This is a genomic window from Buttiauxella sp. JUb87 (assembly GCF_004361975.1).
GTDB lineage: Bacteria > Pseudomonadota > Gammaproteobacteria > Enterobacterales > Enterobacteriaceae > Buttiauxella > Buttiauxella ferragutiae.
This window is the reverse complement of sequence record NZ_SNVY01000008.1, coordinates 61,632-76,289: the sequence shown is the minus strand read 5'-3', so window position 1 is coordinate 76,289 and position 14,658 is coordinate 61,632. Positions and strand designations below refer to the sequence as shown.

The 14,658-nt window shown below is 50.1% G+C and carries 18 protein-coding genes; 10 read left to right on the top strand and 8 right to left on the bottom strand.

Annotation, left to right across the window (positions count from 1 at the left end; all coding sequences use genetic code 11):
* The first annotated feature begins 4 nt into the window (after positions 1 to 4).
* The 4 genes from frdC (at position 5) to EC843_RS20270 (ending at position 2,646) form a co-directional block, all read left to right on the top strand.
* The gene (gene frdC, locus EC843_RS20285) at positions 5 to 400 is read left to right on the top strand and encodes a fumarate reductase subunit FrdC (RefSeq protein WP_064540794.1); all 396 of its coding nucleotides are present in this window, start codon (positions 5 to 7) and stop codon (positions 398 to 400) included.
* Between the two features lie 9 nt (positions 401 to 409).
* Complete coding sequence (frdD, locus tag EC843_RS20280; RefSeq protein ID WP_064540797.1) at positions 410 to 769, top strand: fumarate reductase subunit FrdD; 360 nt, start codon at positions 410 to 412, stop codon at positions 767 to 769.
* A 90-nt stretch (positions 770 to 859) separates the two neighbouring features.
* Positions 860 to 2,011, top strand: coding sequence for a CMY2/MIR/ACT/EC family class C beta-lactamase (ampC, locus tag EC843_RS20275; protein WP_133522958.1), 1,152 nt, complete (start codon positions 860 to 862; stop codon positions 2,009 to 2,011).
* Between the two features lie 101 nt (positions 2,012 to 2,112).
* Positions 2,113 to 2,646, top strand: coding sequence for a lipocalin family protein (locus tag EC843_RS20270; protein ID WP_133522957.1), 534 nt, complete (start codon positions 2,113 to 2,115; stop codon positions 2,644 to 2,646).
* Here the strand turns inward: EC843_RS20270 and sugE are convergent.
* A complete protein-coding gene (sugE, locus tag EC843_RS20265) occupies positions 2,643 to 2,960 on the bottom strand; it encodes a quaternary ammonium compound efflux SMR transporter SugE (RefSeq protein WP_064540805.1) in 318 nt (105 codons plus the stop codon). The two genes, EC843_RS20270 and sugE, sit on opposite strands and share 4 nt — an antisense overlap.
* Positions 2,961 to 3,332: 372 nt before the next feature.
* Between sugE and EC843_RS20260 the strand changes: the two genes are divergently transcribed.
* A complete protein-coding gene (locus EC843_RS20260; protein ID WP_232887174.1) occupies positions 3,333 to 3,845 on the top strand; it encodes a LuxR C-terminal-related transcriptional regulator in 513 nt (170 codons plus the stop codon).
* A gap of 49 nt (positions 3,846 to 3,894) precedes the next feature.
* Here the strand turns inward: EC843_RS20260 and ecnB are convergent, their stop codons facing one another.
* The 3 genes from ecnB to efp all read right to left on the bottom strand — a co-directional run bounded on the left by ecnB (position 3,895) and on the right by efp (position 4,906).
* Positions 3,895 to 4,041, bottom strand: coding sequence for a lipoprotein toxin entericidin B (ecnB, locus tag EC843_RS20255; protein ID WP_034492730.1), 147 nt, complete (start codon positions 4,039 to 4,041; stop codon positions 3,895 to 3,897).
* A 102-nt stretch (positions 4,042 to 4,143) separates the two neighbouring features.
* Positions 4,144 to 4,269 carry an entericidin A/B family lipoprotein gene (locus EC843_RS20250; RefSeq protein WP_083963200.1) on the bottom strand — a complete coding sequence of 42 codons (126 nt, stop codon included), beginning with the start codon at positions 4,267 to 4,269 and terminating at the stop codon, positions 4,144 to 4,146.
* Positions 4,270 to 4,339: 70 nt separating this feature from the next.
* Positions 4,340 to 4,906, bottom strand: a complete 567-nt coding sequence (gene efp / locus EC843_RS20245) for an elongation factor P (RefSeq protein ID WP_064540813.1) — start codon at positions 4,904 to 4,906, stop codon at positions 4,340 to 4,342.
* A 40-nt stretch (positions 4,907 to 4,946) separates the two neighbouring features.
* On the opposite strand from efp, the gene epmB reads away from it, so the two are divergent.
* Positions 4,947 to 5,975 (top strand): EF-P beta-lysylation protein EpmB, encoded by a 1,029-nt coding sequence (epmB, locus tag EC843_RS20240; protein ID WP_064540816.1) that lies wholly within the window; start codon positions 4,947 to 4,949, stop codon positions 5,973 to 5,975.
* A 116-nt stretch (positions 5,976 to 6,091) separates the two neighbouring features.
* Here the strand turns inward: epmB and EC843_RS20235 are convergent, their stop codons facing one another.
* The 4 genes from EC843_RS20235 to EC843_RS20220 form a co-directional block, all read right to left on the bottom strand.
* A complete protein-coding gene (locus tag EC843_RS20235) occupies positions 6,092 to 6,463 on the bottom strand; it encodes a DUF4156 domain-containing protein (RefSeq protein WP_269811616.1) in 372 nt (123 codons plus the stop codon).
* 139 nt (positions 6,464 to 6,602) lie between these two features.
* Positions 6,603 to 8,246: a chaperonin GroEL gene (groL, locus tag EC843_RS20230; protein WP_133522956.1), complete on the bottom strand. Its 1,644-nt coding sequence runs from the start codon at positions 8,244 to 8,246 to the stop codon at positions 6,603 to 6,605.
* A 48-nt stretch (positions 8,247 to 8,294) separates the two neighbouring features.
* The gene (locus tag EC843_RS20225; protein ID WP_034461121.1) at positions 8,295 to 8,588 is read right to left on the bottom strand and encodes a co-chaperone GroES; all 294 of its coding nucleotides are present in this window, start codon (positions 8,586 to 8,588) and stop codon (positions 8,295 to 8,297) included.
* A 137-nt stretch (positions 8,589 to 8,725) separates the two neighbouring features.
* A complete protein-coding gene (locus tag EC843_RS20220) occupies positions 8,726 to 9,211 on the bottom strand; it encodes an FxsA family protein (protein WP_064540825.1) in 486 nt (161 codons plus the stop codon).
* A gap of 351 nt (positions 9,212 to 9,562) precedes the next feature.
* Between EC843_RS20220 and aspA the strand changes: the two genes are divergently transcribed.
* From aspA to EC843_RS20200, 4 genes are all read left to right on the top strand, one after another.
* Positions 9,563 to 10,999 (top strand): aspartate ammonia-lyase, encoded by a 1,437-nt coding sequence (gene aspA, locus EC843_RS20215; RefSeq protein WP_064540828.1) that lies wholly within the window; start codon positions 9,563 to 9,565, stop codon positions 10,997 to 10,999.
* Positions 11,000 to 11,111: 112 nt separating this feature from the next.
* A complete protein-coding gene (locus EC843_RS20210) occupies positions 11,112 to 12,413 on the top strand; it encodes an anaerobic C4-dicarboxylate transporter (protein WP_064540830.1) in 1,302 nt (433 codons plus the stop codon).
* Positions 12,414 to 12,512: 99 nt separating this feature from the next.
* On the top strand, positions 12,513 to 12,836 hold the full coding sequence (cutA, locus tag EC843_RS20205) for a divalent cation tolerance protein CutA (protein WP_133522955.1): 324 nt from the start codon (positions 12,513 to 12,515) through the stop codon (positions 12,834 to 12,836).
* Positions 12,812 to 14,623, top strand: coding sequence for a protein-disulfide reductase DsbD (locus EC843_RS20200; protein ID WP_064540838.1), 1,812 nt, complete (start codon positions 12,812 to 12,814; stop codon positions 14,621 to 14,623). The genes cutA and EC843_RS20200 overlap by 25 nt, the downstream gene beginning before the upstream one ends.
* The last annotated feature ends 35 nt before the right edge of the window (positions 14,624 to 14,658 follow it).

The window sequence follows — 14,658 nt, the reverse complement described above, 5'->3', positions numbered from 1 at the left end:
CAAAATGACTACGAAACGTAAGCCATATGTACGGACGATGACTCCGACCTGGTGGCAAAAACTGGGCTTCTACCGTTTCTATATGATTCGCGAAGGAACATCGGTGCCAACCGTGTGGTTCAGTATTCTGCTGATCTGCGGTCTGTTTTCGCTGAAAAGTGGCCCGGAAAGTTGGGCGGGATTTGTCAGTTTTCTGCAAAACCCGATTGTGGTTATCCTCAATCTGATCACCTTAGCGGCGGCTTTACTGCATACCAAAACCTGGTTTGAACTGGCACCGAAGGCCGCCAATATCATCATTAAAGATGAGAAAATGGGGCCAGAGCCGGTGATTAAAGGATTGTGGGCGGTGACCATTGTCGCCACTGTCGTCATTCTGTTTGTTGCACTGTTCTGGTAAGGGGACGTCATGATTAATCCAAATCCAAAACGCTCCGACGAGCCGGTATTCTGGGGTCTGTTTGGCGCAGGCGGCATGTGGGGGGCGATCATCGCTCCGGTAATCGTGTTGCTGGTTGGCATTATGCTGCCGCTGGGTCTGTTCCCGGGCGATGCTTTGGGCTATGAGCGTGTGCTGGCATTTTCGCAAAGCCTGATTGGCCGCCTGTTCATCTTCCTGATGATTGTGCTGCCGTTATGGTGTGGGCTTCACCGTATCCACCACGCGATGCACGACCTGAAAATTCACGTGCCGTCTGGCAAGTGGGTGTTCTACGGTCTTGCTGCCATTCTGACCGTCGTAACCTTTATCGGTGTGATCACTCTCTAATCACATTGATTGTCAACAAGGCCTGCCATTGCGCAGGCCTTTTTATTTGTACCGGCCAGAACTAAAGTGTCGTTTTATGGAGGAATACCAATGATGAACAAAACTCTCAGCTGTGCGCTGCTACTCACGGCCTCTTGCTCGACGTTTGCCGCCCCGAATACGCTGACTGAAAAACAGATTGCCCAGACAGTCGACCGTGTCATCGCACCGCTACTCAAACAGCAGAGTATTCCAGGCATGGCGGTCGCCGTGATTTATCAGGGAAAACCGTATTACTTCACTTATGGCAAAGCTGATATCAGCCAAAATTTACCGGTGACGAAAGAGACATTATTTGAGCTCGGCTCAGTCAGTAAGACCTTTACTGGCGTGCTGGGCGGCGATATCGTCGCGCGCGGTGAAATTAAACTGAGCGATCCGGCAATCAAGTACTGGCCTGAATTAACCGGTAAACAATGGAAAGATATAAACCTGCTGCATCTTGCCACCTATACCGCAGGAGGCTTGCCGTTGCAGGTGCCTGATGACGTCACCAGCCCGGCTTCCCTGCTCCACTTTTACCAGACCTGGCAGCCACAATGGGCACCGGGGACGACTCGTCTGTATGCCAATTCCAGCATCGGCCTTTTCGGTGCGCTGGCAGTGAAACCGTCAGGATTGAGCTTTGAAGAGGCGATGACCGAACGTGTTTTCCAGCCGTTGAACCTGTCACATACCTGGATAAAAGTGCCCGCCTCTGAAGAAAGAAATTACGCCTGGGGTTACCGTGACGGTAAGGCTGTGCACGTTTCACCAGGCATGCTGGATTCTGAAGCCTATGGTGTGAAATCGACGATTACAGACATGGCGAGCTGGATGCAGGCCAATATGCAGCCTGACCAGGTCGGTGATAAAACACTGCGCCAGGGAATTGAACTCGCGCAATCGCGCTACTGGCGAGTGGGCAACATGTATCAGGGCTTAGGTTGGGAAATGCTCAACTGGCCGGTTGAGGCTAAAACCATCATTGATGGCAGCGATAACAAAGTGGCGCTCGCCCCACAAAAAGCCGTAGCCATCGACCCGCCAGCACCTGTTGTTAAGGCATCCTGGGTCCACAAAACTGGCTCAACCGGGGGATTTGGTACTTATGTGGCATTTATCCCTGAGCAACAGCTAGGCATTGTGATGCTGGCAAATAAAAGTTATCCCAACCCCGAGCGCGTAAAAGCTGGGTACACCATCCTCGAAGCATTGCAGTAATATATTCAGGCCTGCACCGCAGGCCGATTTATTTCCGTCCACACGCCGCAATTTTTCCCGCCGCAATCTACACTTAGCAAAAAACAAACAAGGATTTTGCTATGCGCATCTGGCCGATTATCACCACCCTTGCAGTTGCGTTTCTTGTTGTCTCCTGTAGTTCCCCTACTCCACCACCAGGCACCACGGTAGTTAATAACTTTGACGCTAAACGGTATCTCGGTAAGTGGTATGAAATTGCCCGCTTCGACCATAAGTTTGAAAGTGGATTGAATCAAGTGACCGCCACTTACAGCACCATGGATGACGGCGGTATTCGGGTGATAAACAGAGGTTTTAACCCAGACAGGCAAATGTGGCAGCAAAGTGTTGGCAAAGCGTATTTTACGGGTGACTCGAGCCGTGCGGCACTGAAAGTCTCGTTCTTTGGGCCATTTTACGGTGGCTATAACGTGATTGCGATAGATAAAGATTACCGACACGCACTGGTGTGTGGGCCGGATAAAGACTATCTGTGGATATTGTCACGCACGCCAACCATCAGCCCTGAAGTGAAACAGCAAATGCTGAAAATCGCCGCACAACAGGGCTTCCAGGTTGAAAAATTACTGTGGATTAAACAACCCAGTAGTTAATGGGTGCTGAGTTTCAGGCCAATAATCCCGAGAACAATCAACGCCAGGCTCGCGATGCGGGCCAGGCTTGCTGATTCGCCTAACAGTAAAATACCTGTAGTGGCTGCACCCACGGCACCAATTCCCGTCCAGACCGCGTAAGCCGTACCGGTCGGCAGCGTTTTCATTGACCATGACAGCAACGCGACACTTACAACCATTGCCACCACTGTGATAACGCTAGGCCATAAGCGAGTGAACCCGTGGGTATATTTCAGGCCGACAGCCCAGACAACTTCTAATAAACCAGCAATAACAAGAATCAACCAGGCCATAAACAGCTCCAGCAATGGGGCCGTCCCCGGAATCAAGAAGCGCTTATGGGTCGTCCCATAAGGCTGGTGAGGGCGTTATTTTAACAACCCAGCGAGCTTAGAACAGCCAAAAAAACACTTTGTTATCACAAAACCAGTAACGTTTAGTTGCCATGCTGAGTGAGTGTTTGACGCTAAGCCGAGAATTGACTGCTAATTAACCCGCAAATCCGCAATTCATTTCCGATGTTTTCTTCATATTATAATGTTTTCTCGCACATTCAGAAAAGGCTGTAATAGTGAGTCACGCGAACGGTAAGTATGAATAAGATATTGTTAGTGGACCGTTGTCATTATAGTCGACAAGGTTTTAAAAGCTGGCAGAGTCACAATATGGCCTTTTCCATTGCTGAAACGGACAATTTACTTTTAGCTCGTGAAAAAATAATACAGTGGCGACCAAACCTTGTTATTGCTGACTTCACCAGTTTTGCCAGCTCATTACATAATGTCCAGCAACTCTCCTCTATTTATTCAGCTTGCGGCAAGTCAATACGTTTAATGTTGCTGAATAGTATGCGTCACGTGAAGATTGAAGAATATTGCCTGTCGCAAGGCTCACATTCGATATATAGCAAATCTACACCATTACCTGAGCTTTATGCGGCCATTCAAACGCAACTCAGTACCCGGCCACCGTTTCACACTGGGCAGCAGTACACTTCGCCCTTGCTGACACTACGTGAGGAGAGGATATTAAAACTGTGGACCGATGAAGCCAATAATGATTTTATTGCCAGAATGATGGGGATAAGTACCAAGACAGTTTATACCTATAAGCGAAATATCCGCATGAAACTTGGTATTAATAATCGCTTTTCATTGTTTATAGAACAACACCAATAATAAAAATTAACAGCGGTACGGGCTTGATACCGTACCGCCAGCTAATATATTAATTTTGTGCTTTTGTTGCTGCACCAGAAATCGCCTGACCACCATCCTGAATATCTTCACCCATACCTTTAGTCGTATTACACGCAGTCAGTAACGATGAAAGCACTATGAGAGAAAAAAACGCTGCAATAGTTTTCTTAATCATAACCGTATCCTTTTTTGACGATATTGTTTGTGTATAGCAGTTAAAGCATAGTCAAAAAATGGCAGTCTGAGGGAAAAAGCAGGTTTTTAGGAGTGTTGGAAATTACTTGTTTGCTGCACGTTCAATTGAGCCGCCAAGGTGCTTAAGATCTTCACCAAAGCCGCGAGTGGTGTTACAACCGGCGAGAAATGAGGCTAACAACGTGATGAAAAGTAAATGTTTAATCAAACGGTTCATCTTCCCTGCCTTTTGCAAGCAGCGGTGAAGCATGCAATGCCTCACCGCCAACCTTCACGTATTACTTAACGCGAGAAACATATTCGCCAGAGCGAGTGTCAACTTTGATGACTTCGCCAATCTGAACGAACAAAGGTACTTTAACGACAGCACCAGTAGACAGTGTTGCAGGTTTACCGCCGGTACCAGCAGTATCACCTTTCAGACCTGGATCAGTTTCAACGATTTCCAGCTCTACGAAGTTTGGTGGCTGAACAGCGATAGGACGGCCGTTCCACAGGGTCACGATACACTCGGCCTGGTCAAGCATCCATTTAGCGTTATCACCGATAGCCTTCTCATCTGCAGCCAGCTGCTCAAAGGTTTCGTTGTTCATGAAGTGGTAGAACTCACCGTCGTTGTACAGGTAAGTCAGGTTCATATCTACAACGTCTGCGCCTTCAGCGGAGTCGGTAGATTTGAAGGTTTTCTCAACGCGGGTGCCTGTCAGCAGGCGGCGCATTTTAACGCGAGCAAAGGCCTGGCCTTTACCTGGTTTCACGAATTCACTGGATTCGACTGCGTAAGGTTCGCCTTCGAACATGATTTTAAGACCGGCACGAAAATCGTTGCTAGAATAAGTCGCCATAAGGCCCTCTGAAATTGTTAATTGGTAGCTTAGCCAAAAAATGGCACACATTGTAACCCTAAATCCCCCCCGCAGAGAAGATTGGTTAACGCAACTTGCCGATGTTATAACCGATCCTGACGAACTGCTGCATATTTTAGAGCTAGACGCTGACAAAGAGTTGCTGGCGGGACGTGATGCACGTCGACTTTTTGCCTTGCGTGTCCCACGAGCATTTGTCGCTCGCATGGGAAAAGGCAACCCGAACGACCCACTCTTACGCCAGGTGTTAACCGCCAAAGAGGAGTTTATTGCCGCTCCGGGCTTTAGCACCGATCCGCTGGAGGAACAACACAGCGTAGTACCGGGCCTGCTGCACAAATACCGCAACCGGGCGTTGTTGCTGGTAAAAGGCGGTTGTGCGGTCAATTGCCGTTATTGCTTCCGTCGCCATTTCCCCTATTCCGATAACCAGGGAAACAAACGCAACTGGCAGGCGGCTATCGCTTATATCAGCGAGCATCCGGAACTGGACGAGATTATTTTCTCCGGCGGCGACCCGTTGATGGCAAAAGATCACGAGCTGGATTGGTTATTCAGTGAACTGGAAGCAATCCCGCATATTAAGCGCTTACGCATCCACAGCCGCTTGCCGATTGTTATCCCGGCGCGCATCACTGACACGCTGGTCGAACGCATCGCTGGTTCCCGGTTGCAGGTTATTTTGGTTAACCATATCAATCATGCCAATGAGATTGGGGATGAATTTACCGCATCCATGAAGCACCTGCGCCAGGCGGGCGTAACACTGCTTAACCAAAGCGTGCTGTTGCGCGATGTGAACGACAATGCGCAGACACTCGCAGATTTGAGTAATGCGTTGTTCGATTCCGGAGTGATGCCTTATTACCTGCACGTATTGGATAAAGTACAGGGTGCGGCACATTTTATGGTCAGTGACGACCAGGCAAGATTGATTATGCGTGAACTGCTGACGTTGATTTCAGGCTATATGGTGCCGAAACTGGCACGTGAGATTGGCGGTGAGCCGAGCAAAACACCGATAGATTTGCAGTTGCGCCAGAGCTGATCGTTTTCGAGAATTTCGCCCTCACCCTAACCCTCTCCCCGAGGAGAGGGAAATGTACGATTTCTCCCTCGCCCTTTTAGGGAGAGGGTCGGGGTGAGGGTGGTTTCACCCAAAAATCAATTCGGGCACTTATAAACCTGGCCAGTCATGGTGCTGGCAGTCGGAGCGAAGCTCGACAGCAAGTTTTGAGTCGGGCTGCTCACGCCATACAGCACGTTACCGCCCATCGCCGCTGCGTTATTACGCAGAGCATTTGCTGCGCCACGCATAGAACCGCCTTCACCGCCATGCTGCCCGGAAAACCAGTTACTTTGCTCACCGGTTGCGTTTCCTAATAACTGGCATTCGGTGCCTGGCTTATCCTCAACAAAACGGACGCCTTGCCCACCAGCAGAAAGATCGTTGCTAGTGCTACAGCCTGCCAGCAGCAGCGCTGCTACAGCCATTCCTGCTGAAACTTTAATGCGCATGTTGTTCCCCGTTATCAATGCTGTCTTGAAAAGTAGCGGGCCACCATCGCCCGGTGAGATCTTATACCAGACTGTGACCAAAAAGAAAAAACCCTCAGACATTTCTGACTGAGGGTTTTCTTAACACGGTGTTACAAACACATCAGTGTTTGGGCAATTACATCATGCCGCCCATGCCACCCATACCGCCCATACCTGCGCCACCTAAATCAGGGCCGTCAGATTTTGGCATATCGGTAATCATGCACTCAGTGGTAATCATCAGGCCAGCTACAGAGGCTGCGTACTGCAGAGCAGAACGAGTCACTTTAGTTGGATCCAGAATACCCATGTCGATCATGTTGCCGTATTCTTCAGTTGCTGCGTTGTAACCGTAGTTACCGTCACCCGCTTTCACATTGTTAGCAACAACAGATGGCTCTTCGCCGCAGTTCAGAACGATTTGACGCAGTGGGGATTCCATTGCGCGCAGCGCAACTTTGATACCCACGTTCTGGTCTTCGTTCTGGCCACGCAGTTCAGACAGTTTAGACGCTACGCGAATCAGCGCAACACCACCACCGGCAACCACGCCTTCTTCAACCGCAGCACGGGTCGCGTGCAGGGCATCTTCAACGCGTGCTTTCTTCTCTTTCATTTCAACTTCGGTAGCAGCACCGACTTTGATGACTGCAACGCCGCCAGCCAGTTTAGCTACGCGCTCTTGCAGTTTTTCACGGTCGTAATCAGAAGTTGCTTCTTCGATCTGCTGACGAATCTGAGACACACGGCCCTGGATTGCAGCTTCTTCGCCATTACCATCGATGATGGTCGTGGTGTCTTTGTTGATAACGATACGCTTAGCAGTACCCAGATCTTCCAGGGTCGTTTTTTCCAGCTCCATACCGATCTCTTCAGAGATGACGGTACCGCCAGTCAGAGTAGCGATATCTTGCAGCATGGCTTTACGACGGTCGCCGAAACCAGGTGCTTTAACCGCAGCAACTTTCACGATGCCACGCATGGTGTTAACCACCAGAGTCGCCAGCGCTTCGCCTTCAACATCTTCAGCGATGATCAGCAGTGGTTTGCCAGCTTTCGCAACGGCTTCCAGAACTGGCAGCATTTCACGGATGTTGGAGATTTTTTTGTCAGCCAGCAGAATGAACGGGCTTTCCAGTTCGATAGAACCAGTTTCTGGCTTGTTGATGAAGTACGGAGACAGGTAGCCACGGTCGAACTGCATACCTTCTACAACGTCCAGCTCGTCTTGCAGGCCGGTGCCTTCTTCAACGGTGATAACGCCTTCTTTGCCTACTTTCTCCATCGCTTCAGCGATAAGTTGACCCACGGTTTCGTCGGAGTTAGCAGAGATAGTACCAACCTGAGCGATTGCTTTAGAGTCAGAGCAAGGAACAGACAGAGCTTTCAGCTCTTCAACAGCAGCGATAACAGCTTTATCGATACCGCGCTTCAGGTCCATTGGGTTCATGCCTGCAGCAACAGCTTTCAGGCCTTCAGTGATGATGGACTGAGCCAGCACGGTTGCAGTGGTAGTACCGTCGCCTGCCGCGTCGTTCGCTTTAGAGGCAACTTCTTTAACCATCTGTGCACCCATGTTCTCGAACTTGTCTTCCAGTTCGATTTCACGCGCTACAGAAACACCATCTTTAGTGATAGTCGGTGCACCGAAAGATTTATCCAGAACCACGTTACGGCCTTTAGGGCCGAGGGTAACTTTCACTGCATCTGCCAGTACGTTAACGCCACGCAGCATTTTCACACGAGCGTCATTACCGAATTTTACGTCTTTAGCTGCCATTCTTAACTTTCCTTAAATTCGTTTATGTTCGTTCAGTTTTTGCGCGGATTACGCTTCAACAATTGCCAGGATGTCGCTTTCTGCCATGATCAACACTTCTTCATTGTCGATCTTCTCAGACTTAACACCGTAGCCATCGTTGAAAATCACGATGTCGCCGACTTTTACGTCCAGCGGTTGCACGTTACCGTTTTCCAGAATGCGGCCTTTACCGACAGCGATGATTTCGCCACGAGTTGATTTACCAGCTGCACTGCCAGTCAGAACGATGCCGCCTGCAGATTTAGATTCAACTTCTTTACGCTTGACGATGACACGGTCATGTAATGGACGAATACTCATGTGATAGCTCTCCTTTGAGAAAGTCTGTATCAGTGTTTGGGTAACGCCGGCCCAAAATGGGTTATCGGCTGGTGACCTGAGAGATGGGGATGCGCCTTCCCCCCTTCAAGGGGGGAAAACAAAAAAATTTTCGATTTTTAACGATTGTGACGATCGTCGTTGTCATGATCGTCGAGCTGTTTTGGTGCATCATCTTTACGTTGATACTCACCATCGAACGTTGAACCACCACCAGCGCCCGCACTAAAACCACCACCTGGAGTGCGTGAGAAACGCAAATGAGGCATCAGCTTCAGCGTGAGGTGTTTCTGTACTGGTGGCAGTAACAGCAATAAACCGAGGAAGTCCGTAAAGAAGCCAGGCAACAGTAACAGCAAACCGGCGATGATCAACGAAACACTTTTAATCATCTCTGCCGCCGGGCTTTCACCCACCGCCATTTTCTGCTGCATCAGCATGAAATTCTTAAAGCCCTGGTTGCGAACCAGTGACATACCTATAACTGAGGTGAATATCACCAGCACCAGCGTCAGGAAAACTCCCATCACATGGGCGACTTGAATAAACAACGAGATCTCTATGTAAACATAGAGGAAAACGGCAATTAACGGTATCCAGCGCACCGTGCACTCCTGTCATTGGGAAGTCTGTAGCAAGCGCCATCAAGCACTTGCGGGAAATTAGTTGGCTATTTAGCCAGATAAAAGAGATGGCGGCGTCTTAGTCAAAAATCAATCTATCTGCCGTATTATTTTTCTGGAAATTTTCAACAATTGATCGGCATCACATATTAATAATTGTTATGTGAGCTGGTGTTTATTAAGTGATCCAGATTACTGCATTTCTCTATCATCAGCATATCATCACTGCGTGGTGACCGAATATGGACATAATCGTCGGTCTATTCATCGCACGACCAAAGATCCTGTTCGTGCAATGATCAATCAATGGCAGCTTTAATTAAGAAGGTTCACATGTTAAATAACATTCGTATCGAAGAAGATTTGTTGGGTACCAGGGAAGTGCCAGCGGATGCCTATTATGGTGTTCATACTCTGAGAGCGATTGAAAACTTCTACATAAGCAACAGCAAAATCAGTGACATACCTGAATTTGTACGTGGTATGGTAATGGTTAAGAAAGCAGCGGCAATGGCGAACAAGGAGTTGCAAACCATTCCGAAAAGCATCGCGAACACCATTATCCAGGCTTGCGATGAAGTTCTGAATAACGGCAAATGTATGGACCAATTCCCGGTGGACGTTTACCAGGGCGGTGCCGGTACTTCCGTTAACATGAATACCAACGAAGTGCTCGCCAACATTGGGCTTGAGCTGATGGGCCACCAGAAAGGTGAGTACCAGTACCTGAACCCGAACGACCATGTCAACAAATGCCAGTCCACCAACGATGCTTACCCAACCGGTTTCCGCATCGCGGTGTACGCCTCTATTGTGAAACTGATTGATGCAATCAATCAATTAGGCGACGGCTTCCAGAACAAAGCAGTTGAGTTCGAAAACGTCCTGAAAATGGGTCGTACCCAGTTGCAGGATGCCGTGCCGATGACGCTGGGCCAGGAATTCCATGCGTTCAACGTCCTGTTGACTGAAGAAACCCGCAATCTGCTGCGTACCGCAGAATTACTGCTGGAAGTTAACCTTGGTGCGACCGCCATCGGGACTCGTCTGAACACCCCAGAAGGTTACCAGCAACTGGCTGTGCAGAAACTGGCTGAAGTCAGCAACCTGGCCTGTGTTCCGGCTGAAGACTTGATTGAAGCGACGTCTGACTGTGGCGCATACGTGATGGTTCACAGCTCGCTGAAACGCCTGGCAGTGAAATTGTCGAAGATATGTAATGACCTTCGCCTGCTATCTTCCGGCCCGCGCTCTGGTCTGAACGAAATCAACCTGCCAGAACTGCAAGCCGGCTCTTCTATTATGCCTGCGAAAGTAAACCCGGTAATTCCAGAAGTGGTTAACCAGGTTTGCTTCAAAGTCATTGGCAACGACATCACCGTCACCATGGCTTCCGAAGCAGGTCAGTTGCAGTTGAACGTGATGGAGCCAGTGATTGGCCAGGCAATGTTCGAATCTATCCACATTCTGACTAACGCTTGCTACAATCTGCTGGAAAAATGCATCAACGGCATTACCGCGAACAAAGAAGTCTGCGAAAGCTACGTCTACAACTCGATTGGTATCGTGACTTATCTGAACCCGTTCATTGGCCACCATAATGGCGATATCGTAGGGAAGATTTGTGCTGAAACTGGCAAGAGCGTGCGTGAAGTCGTGCTGGAGCGCGGGTTACTCACCGAAGCCGAGCTGGATGATATTTTCTCTATTAACAACCTGATGCACCCAGTTTATAAAGCGAAACGTTATACCGATGAAAATGAACAGTAGTCTTAACAGGTGTTAATAAAAGGCACGTCCATTGGACGTGCCTTTTTCATTTGTACGTTCAACAAAAACACAACATATAATTATCAAATAATCAAACACAAGGAAGGCAGTTATGTTTGGAGCAGAACTCGTTATCGTGCTGTTAGCGATATATCTCGGAGCCAGACTCGGCGGCATAGGCATTGGCTTTGCTGGCGGTTTTGGCGTACTGATTTTAACTCTTGTTTTTCAAGTTAAACCTGGTGCGATTCCGTTCGATGTTATCGAAATTATCATGGCAGTTATTGCCGCAATTGCCGCCATGCAGGTGGCCGGGGGAATGGACTATCTGGTCAGCCTTGCAGAAAAACTACTGCGTCGCCATCCTAAATACATCACCTTCCTCGCCCCGTTGGTCACCTGGTTTATGACCATTCTTGCGGGAACAGGCCACACCGCGTTCTCCACGCTGCCGGTGATTACTGAAGTCGCGAAAGAGCAAGGGATTCGCCCATCGCGTCCACTGTCTATCGCGGTTGTCGCTTCGCAAATTGCCATTACCGCCTCGCCGATTTCTGCGGCGGTGGTGTTCTTCTCGGGCATCCTTGAGCCAATGGGCATCAGCTATCTGACACTGCTCGGCATCTGTATTCCTGTGACGCTGGTTGCTGTCATGCTGACAGCGATTGTTTGTAACTTCCTCGGTTGCGAACTGAAAGACGATCCGGTTTACCAGGAACGCCTCGCCAAAGGTGAAGTGAAACTGCGTGGCAGCAGCGTGTTTGTGCTGAAGCCACACGCCAAACGTTCTGTGCTGCTGTTCCTGATCGGCATTGTCGCCGTGATGTTCTACGCCACTGCCATCAGCGATACCGTTGGCCTGATTCAAAACCCAATCCTGCCGCGTAACGAAGCGATTGTGGTGTTCATGCTGACCATCGCCACGCTTATCTGCGTCACCTGTAAAATTGATACTGGCGAAATCCTTAATGCCAGCACCTTCAAATCGGGTATGAGTGCCTGTATCTGTGTGCTGGGTGTGGCATGGCTGGGTGATACCTTCGTCAAAAACCATATTCAGGATATTCAGGCCGTTGCAGGCGACTTACTACAAAGCTATCCGTGGTTGTTAGCGGTAGTGCTGTTCTTCGCCGCCACATTGCTCTACTCCCAGGCGGCGACCACCAAAGCATTGATGCCAGCGGCGCTGATGCTCGGCGTGAGCCCACTGACCGCTATCGCTTCGTTCGCTGCAGTATCTGCGTTGTTCGTCTTGCCGACCTACCCAACCTTGTTGGCGGCGGTGGAAATGGACGACACCGGCTCAACACGAATTGGTAAGTACGTGTTTAACCACGCGTTCCTGGTTCCTGGCGTTATCGCCATTACGTTGTGCGTCATCCTCGGCTTTATCGTCGGTGGTTTGGTTCTGTAAATCTTTCAAAACACGGGTCGTACAGCGGCCCGTTTAACACCTCCCCCCGCTTCACCGTGCTATAGTCAACCGCTGTTTCCCCCGGATACGAGGTTAGCTATGCCGAACACTCAGGCTGTTGTCATCCTTTGTACTGCCCCAGACGAAGCCACCGCTCAGGAACTCGCAGCCCTAATGCTGGCTGAAAAACTAGCGGCCTGCGTCACAATATTGCCCGGTGCCACTTCGTTGTATTACTGGGAGGGAAAAATGGAACAGGAGTATGAGGTGCAGATGTTGCTCAAAAGCGATATCGAACATCAAGAAGCCTTGATCGCGTGTCTCAAATCGCATCACCCATACCAAACCCCTGAATTACTGGTTCTGCCAGTTACCCACGGAGATAGTGATTACCTCTCATGGCTCTACGCATCTTTGCGCTAATCTTTGCGCTATTCAGCACTCACGCTTTTGCAGGTCTGTTCGATAACCAGAGCAAATCCCAATTTGTTCCTGTCGATCAGGCTTTTGCGTTCGATTTTCAGCAGTCTGGAAACCAGCTTAACCTCAACTGGCAGATAAAACCGGGCTACTACCTTTATCGCCAGCAAATCAAACTCAATCCGGCGCAGGCCGAACTCACCCCGCTGGAATTACCAAAAGGCAGCTGGCATGAGGACGAGTTCTACGGTAAGACCGAGATTTACACCCAACAGCTCAATCTGCCCGTTACCGTTCAATCTGCGGCCAAAGGCGCGACTATCAGCGTGACTTATCAGGGCTGTGCCGAAGCGGGCTTTTGTTACCCGCCGGAGACACGTGTGGTGCCGCTGAGTGAAGTGGTTGTATCGGCTGAGGGACGCCCTCACCCTAACCCTCTCCCCCAGGAGAGGGGACAAACCAGTGCCGACTCAGAACCGCCTTCCTCCCTCTCCCCTGCGCCTACCGCGGAACCGCCTTCCTCCCTCTCCCCTGGGGAGAGGGCCGGGGTGAGGGGTACAGACAACACGGAACCCTCCCAACTGCCCTTCTCCGCACTGTGGGCATTCTTAATCGGCATTGGCATCGCCTTCACGCCTTGCGTGCTGCCGATGTACCCGCTGATTTCCGGCATCGTGCTCGGCGGTAAACAGCGTTTATCCACCACCCGCGCGCTGCTGCTAACCTTTGTCTACGTACAAGGTATGGCGCTGACCTACACCGCATTGGGTCTGGTGGTTGCCGCCGCCGGGCTGCAATTCCAGGCCGCACTTCAACATCCTTATGTGCTGATCGGCCTGTCTGCACTGTTTGTGTTGCTCGCCGCGTCGATGTTCGGGTTATTCACCCTGCAACTGCCGTCCTCGCTGCAAACCCGCCTGACGCTAATGAGTAATCGCCAACAAGGGGGTTCCGCAGGTGGCGTATTTGCGATGGGCGCATTAGCCGGATTAATTTGCTCTCCCTGCACCACCGCGCCGCTGAGCGCCATTCTGCTGTACATCGCCCAAAGCGGGAACCTGTGGCTGGGTGGTGGCACGCTGTATCTCTATGCGCTGGGCATGGGCCTGCCGCTGATGCTGATCACTGTTTTTGGCAACCGCCTGCTGCCAAAAAGCGGCCCGTGGATGGAAACAGTCAAAACGGCTTTTGGTTTTGTGATCCTCGCACTACCAGTATTCCTGCTGGAACGCATACTGGGAGAGACATGGGGGATTCGTTTGTGGGGATTACTCGGCGTAGCGTTCTTTAGCTGGGCGTTTATCACCAGCCTGCAAGCCAGCAAATCATGGATGCGTATCGTGCAGATAATCCTGCTCGGCGCGGCGCTAGTCTGTGCTCGCCCGCTGCAAGACTGGGCATTTGGCACCTCCGTCGCAGCAAACCAGGCACATATCAATTTCACAAAGATTACCAACGTTGAACAGCTCGACGCAGCACTCGCCAATGCCAAAGGCCAACCGGTGATGCTCGATTTGTACGCCGACTGGTGTGTGGCCTGCAAAGAATTTGAGAAATACACTTTTAGCGATCCGAAAGTGCAAAAACACCTGGCAAATACTGTTTTATTGCAGGCTGATGTCACTGCCAATAACGCGCAGGATGTCGCCCTGTTAAAGCATTTACAGGTTTTAGGACTGCCAACGATTTTGTTCTTTGATGGACAAGGCCATGAGCAGACTGGCGCACGCGTTACCGGTTTTATGGATGCAGACACCTTTAGTACGCATTTGCAGAATCTGGCGCCGTAAATAACACTACTTATGGGACAAACCGTTGAATGAAC

Excerpts from the sequence above, each read along its gene's own strand:
- frdC (WP_064540794.1), top strand. The coding sequence starts at position 5 with ATGACTACGAAACGTAAGCCATATGTACGGACGATGACTCCGACCTGG.
- frdD (WP_064540797.1), top strand. The coding sequence starts at position 410 with ATGATTAATCCAAATCCAAAACGCTCCGACGAGCCGGTATTCTGGGGT.
- ampC (WP_133522958.1), top strand. The coding sequence starts at position 860 with ATGATGAACAAAACTCTCAGCTGTGCGCTGCTACTCACGGCCTCTTGC.
- EC843_RS20270 (WP_133522957.1), top strand. The coding sequence starts at position 2,113 with ATGCGCATCTGGCCGATTATCACCACCCTTGCAGTTGCGTTTCTTGTT.
- sugE (WP_064540805.1), bottom strand. The coding sequence starts at position 2,960 with ATGGCCTGGTTGATTCTTGTTATTGCTGGTTTATTAGAAGTTGTCTGG.
- EC843_RS20260 (WP_232887174.1), top strand. The coding sequence starts at position 3,333 with ATGGCCTTTTCCATTGCTGAAACGGACAATTTACTTTTAGCTCGTGAA.
- ecnB (WP_034492730.1), bottom strand. The coding sequence starts at position 4,041 with ATGATTAAGAAAACTATTGCAGCGTTTTTTTCTCTCATAGTGCTTTCA.
- efp (WP_064540813.1), bottom strand. The coding sequence starts at position 4,906 with ATGGCGACTTATTCTAGCAACGATTTTCGTGCCGGTCTTAAAATCATG.
- epmB (WP_064540816.1), top strand. The coding sequence starts at position 4,947 with ATGGCACACATTGTAACCCTAAATCCCCCCCGCAGAGAAGATTGGTTA.
- groL (WP_133522956.1), bottom strand. The coding sequence starts at position 8,246 with ATGGCAGCTAAAGACGTAAAATTCGGTAATGACGCTCGTGTGAAAATG.
- EC843_RS20225 (WP_034461121.1), bottom strand. The coding sequence starts at position 8,588 with ATGAGTATTCGTCCATTACATGACCGTGTCATCGTCAAGCGTAAAGAA.
- aspA (WP_064540828.1), top strand. The coding sequence starts at position 9,563 with ATGTTAAATAACATTCGTATCGAAGAAGATTTGTTGGGTACCAGGGAA.
- EC843_RS20210 (WP_064540830.1), top strand. The coding sequence starts at position 11,112 with ATGTTTGGAGCAGAACTCGTTATCGTGCTGTTAGCGATATATCTCGGA.
- cutA (WP_133522955.1), top strand. The coding sequence starts at position 12,513 with ATGCCGAACACTCAGGCTGTTGTCATCCTTTGTACTGCCCCAGACGAA.
- EC843_RS20200 (WP_064540838.1), top strand. The coding sequence starts at position 12,812 with ATGGCTCTACGCATCTTTGCGCTAATCTTTGCGCTATTCAGCACTCAC.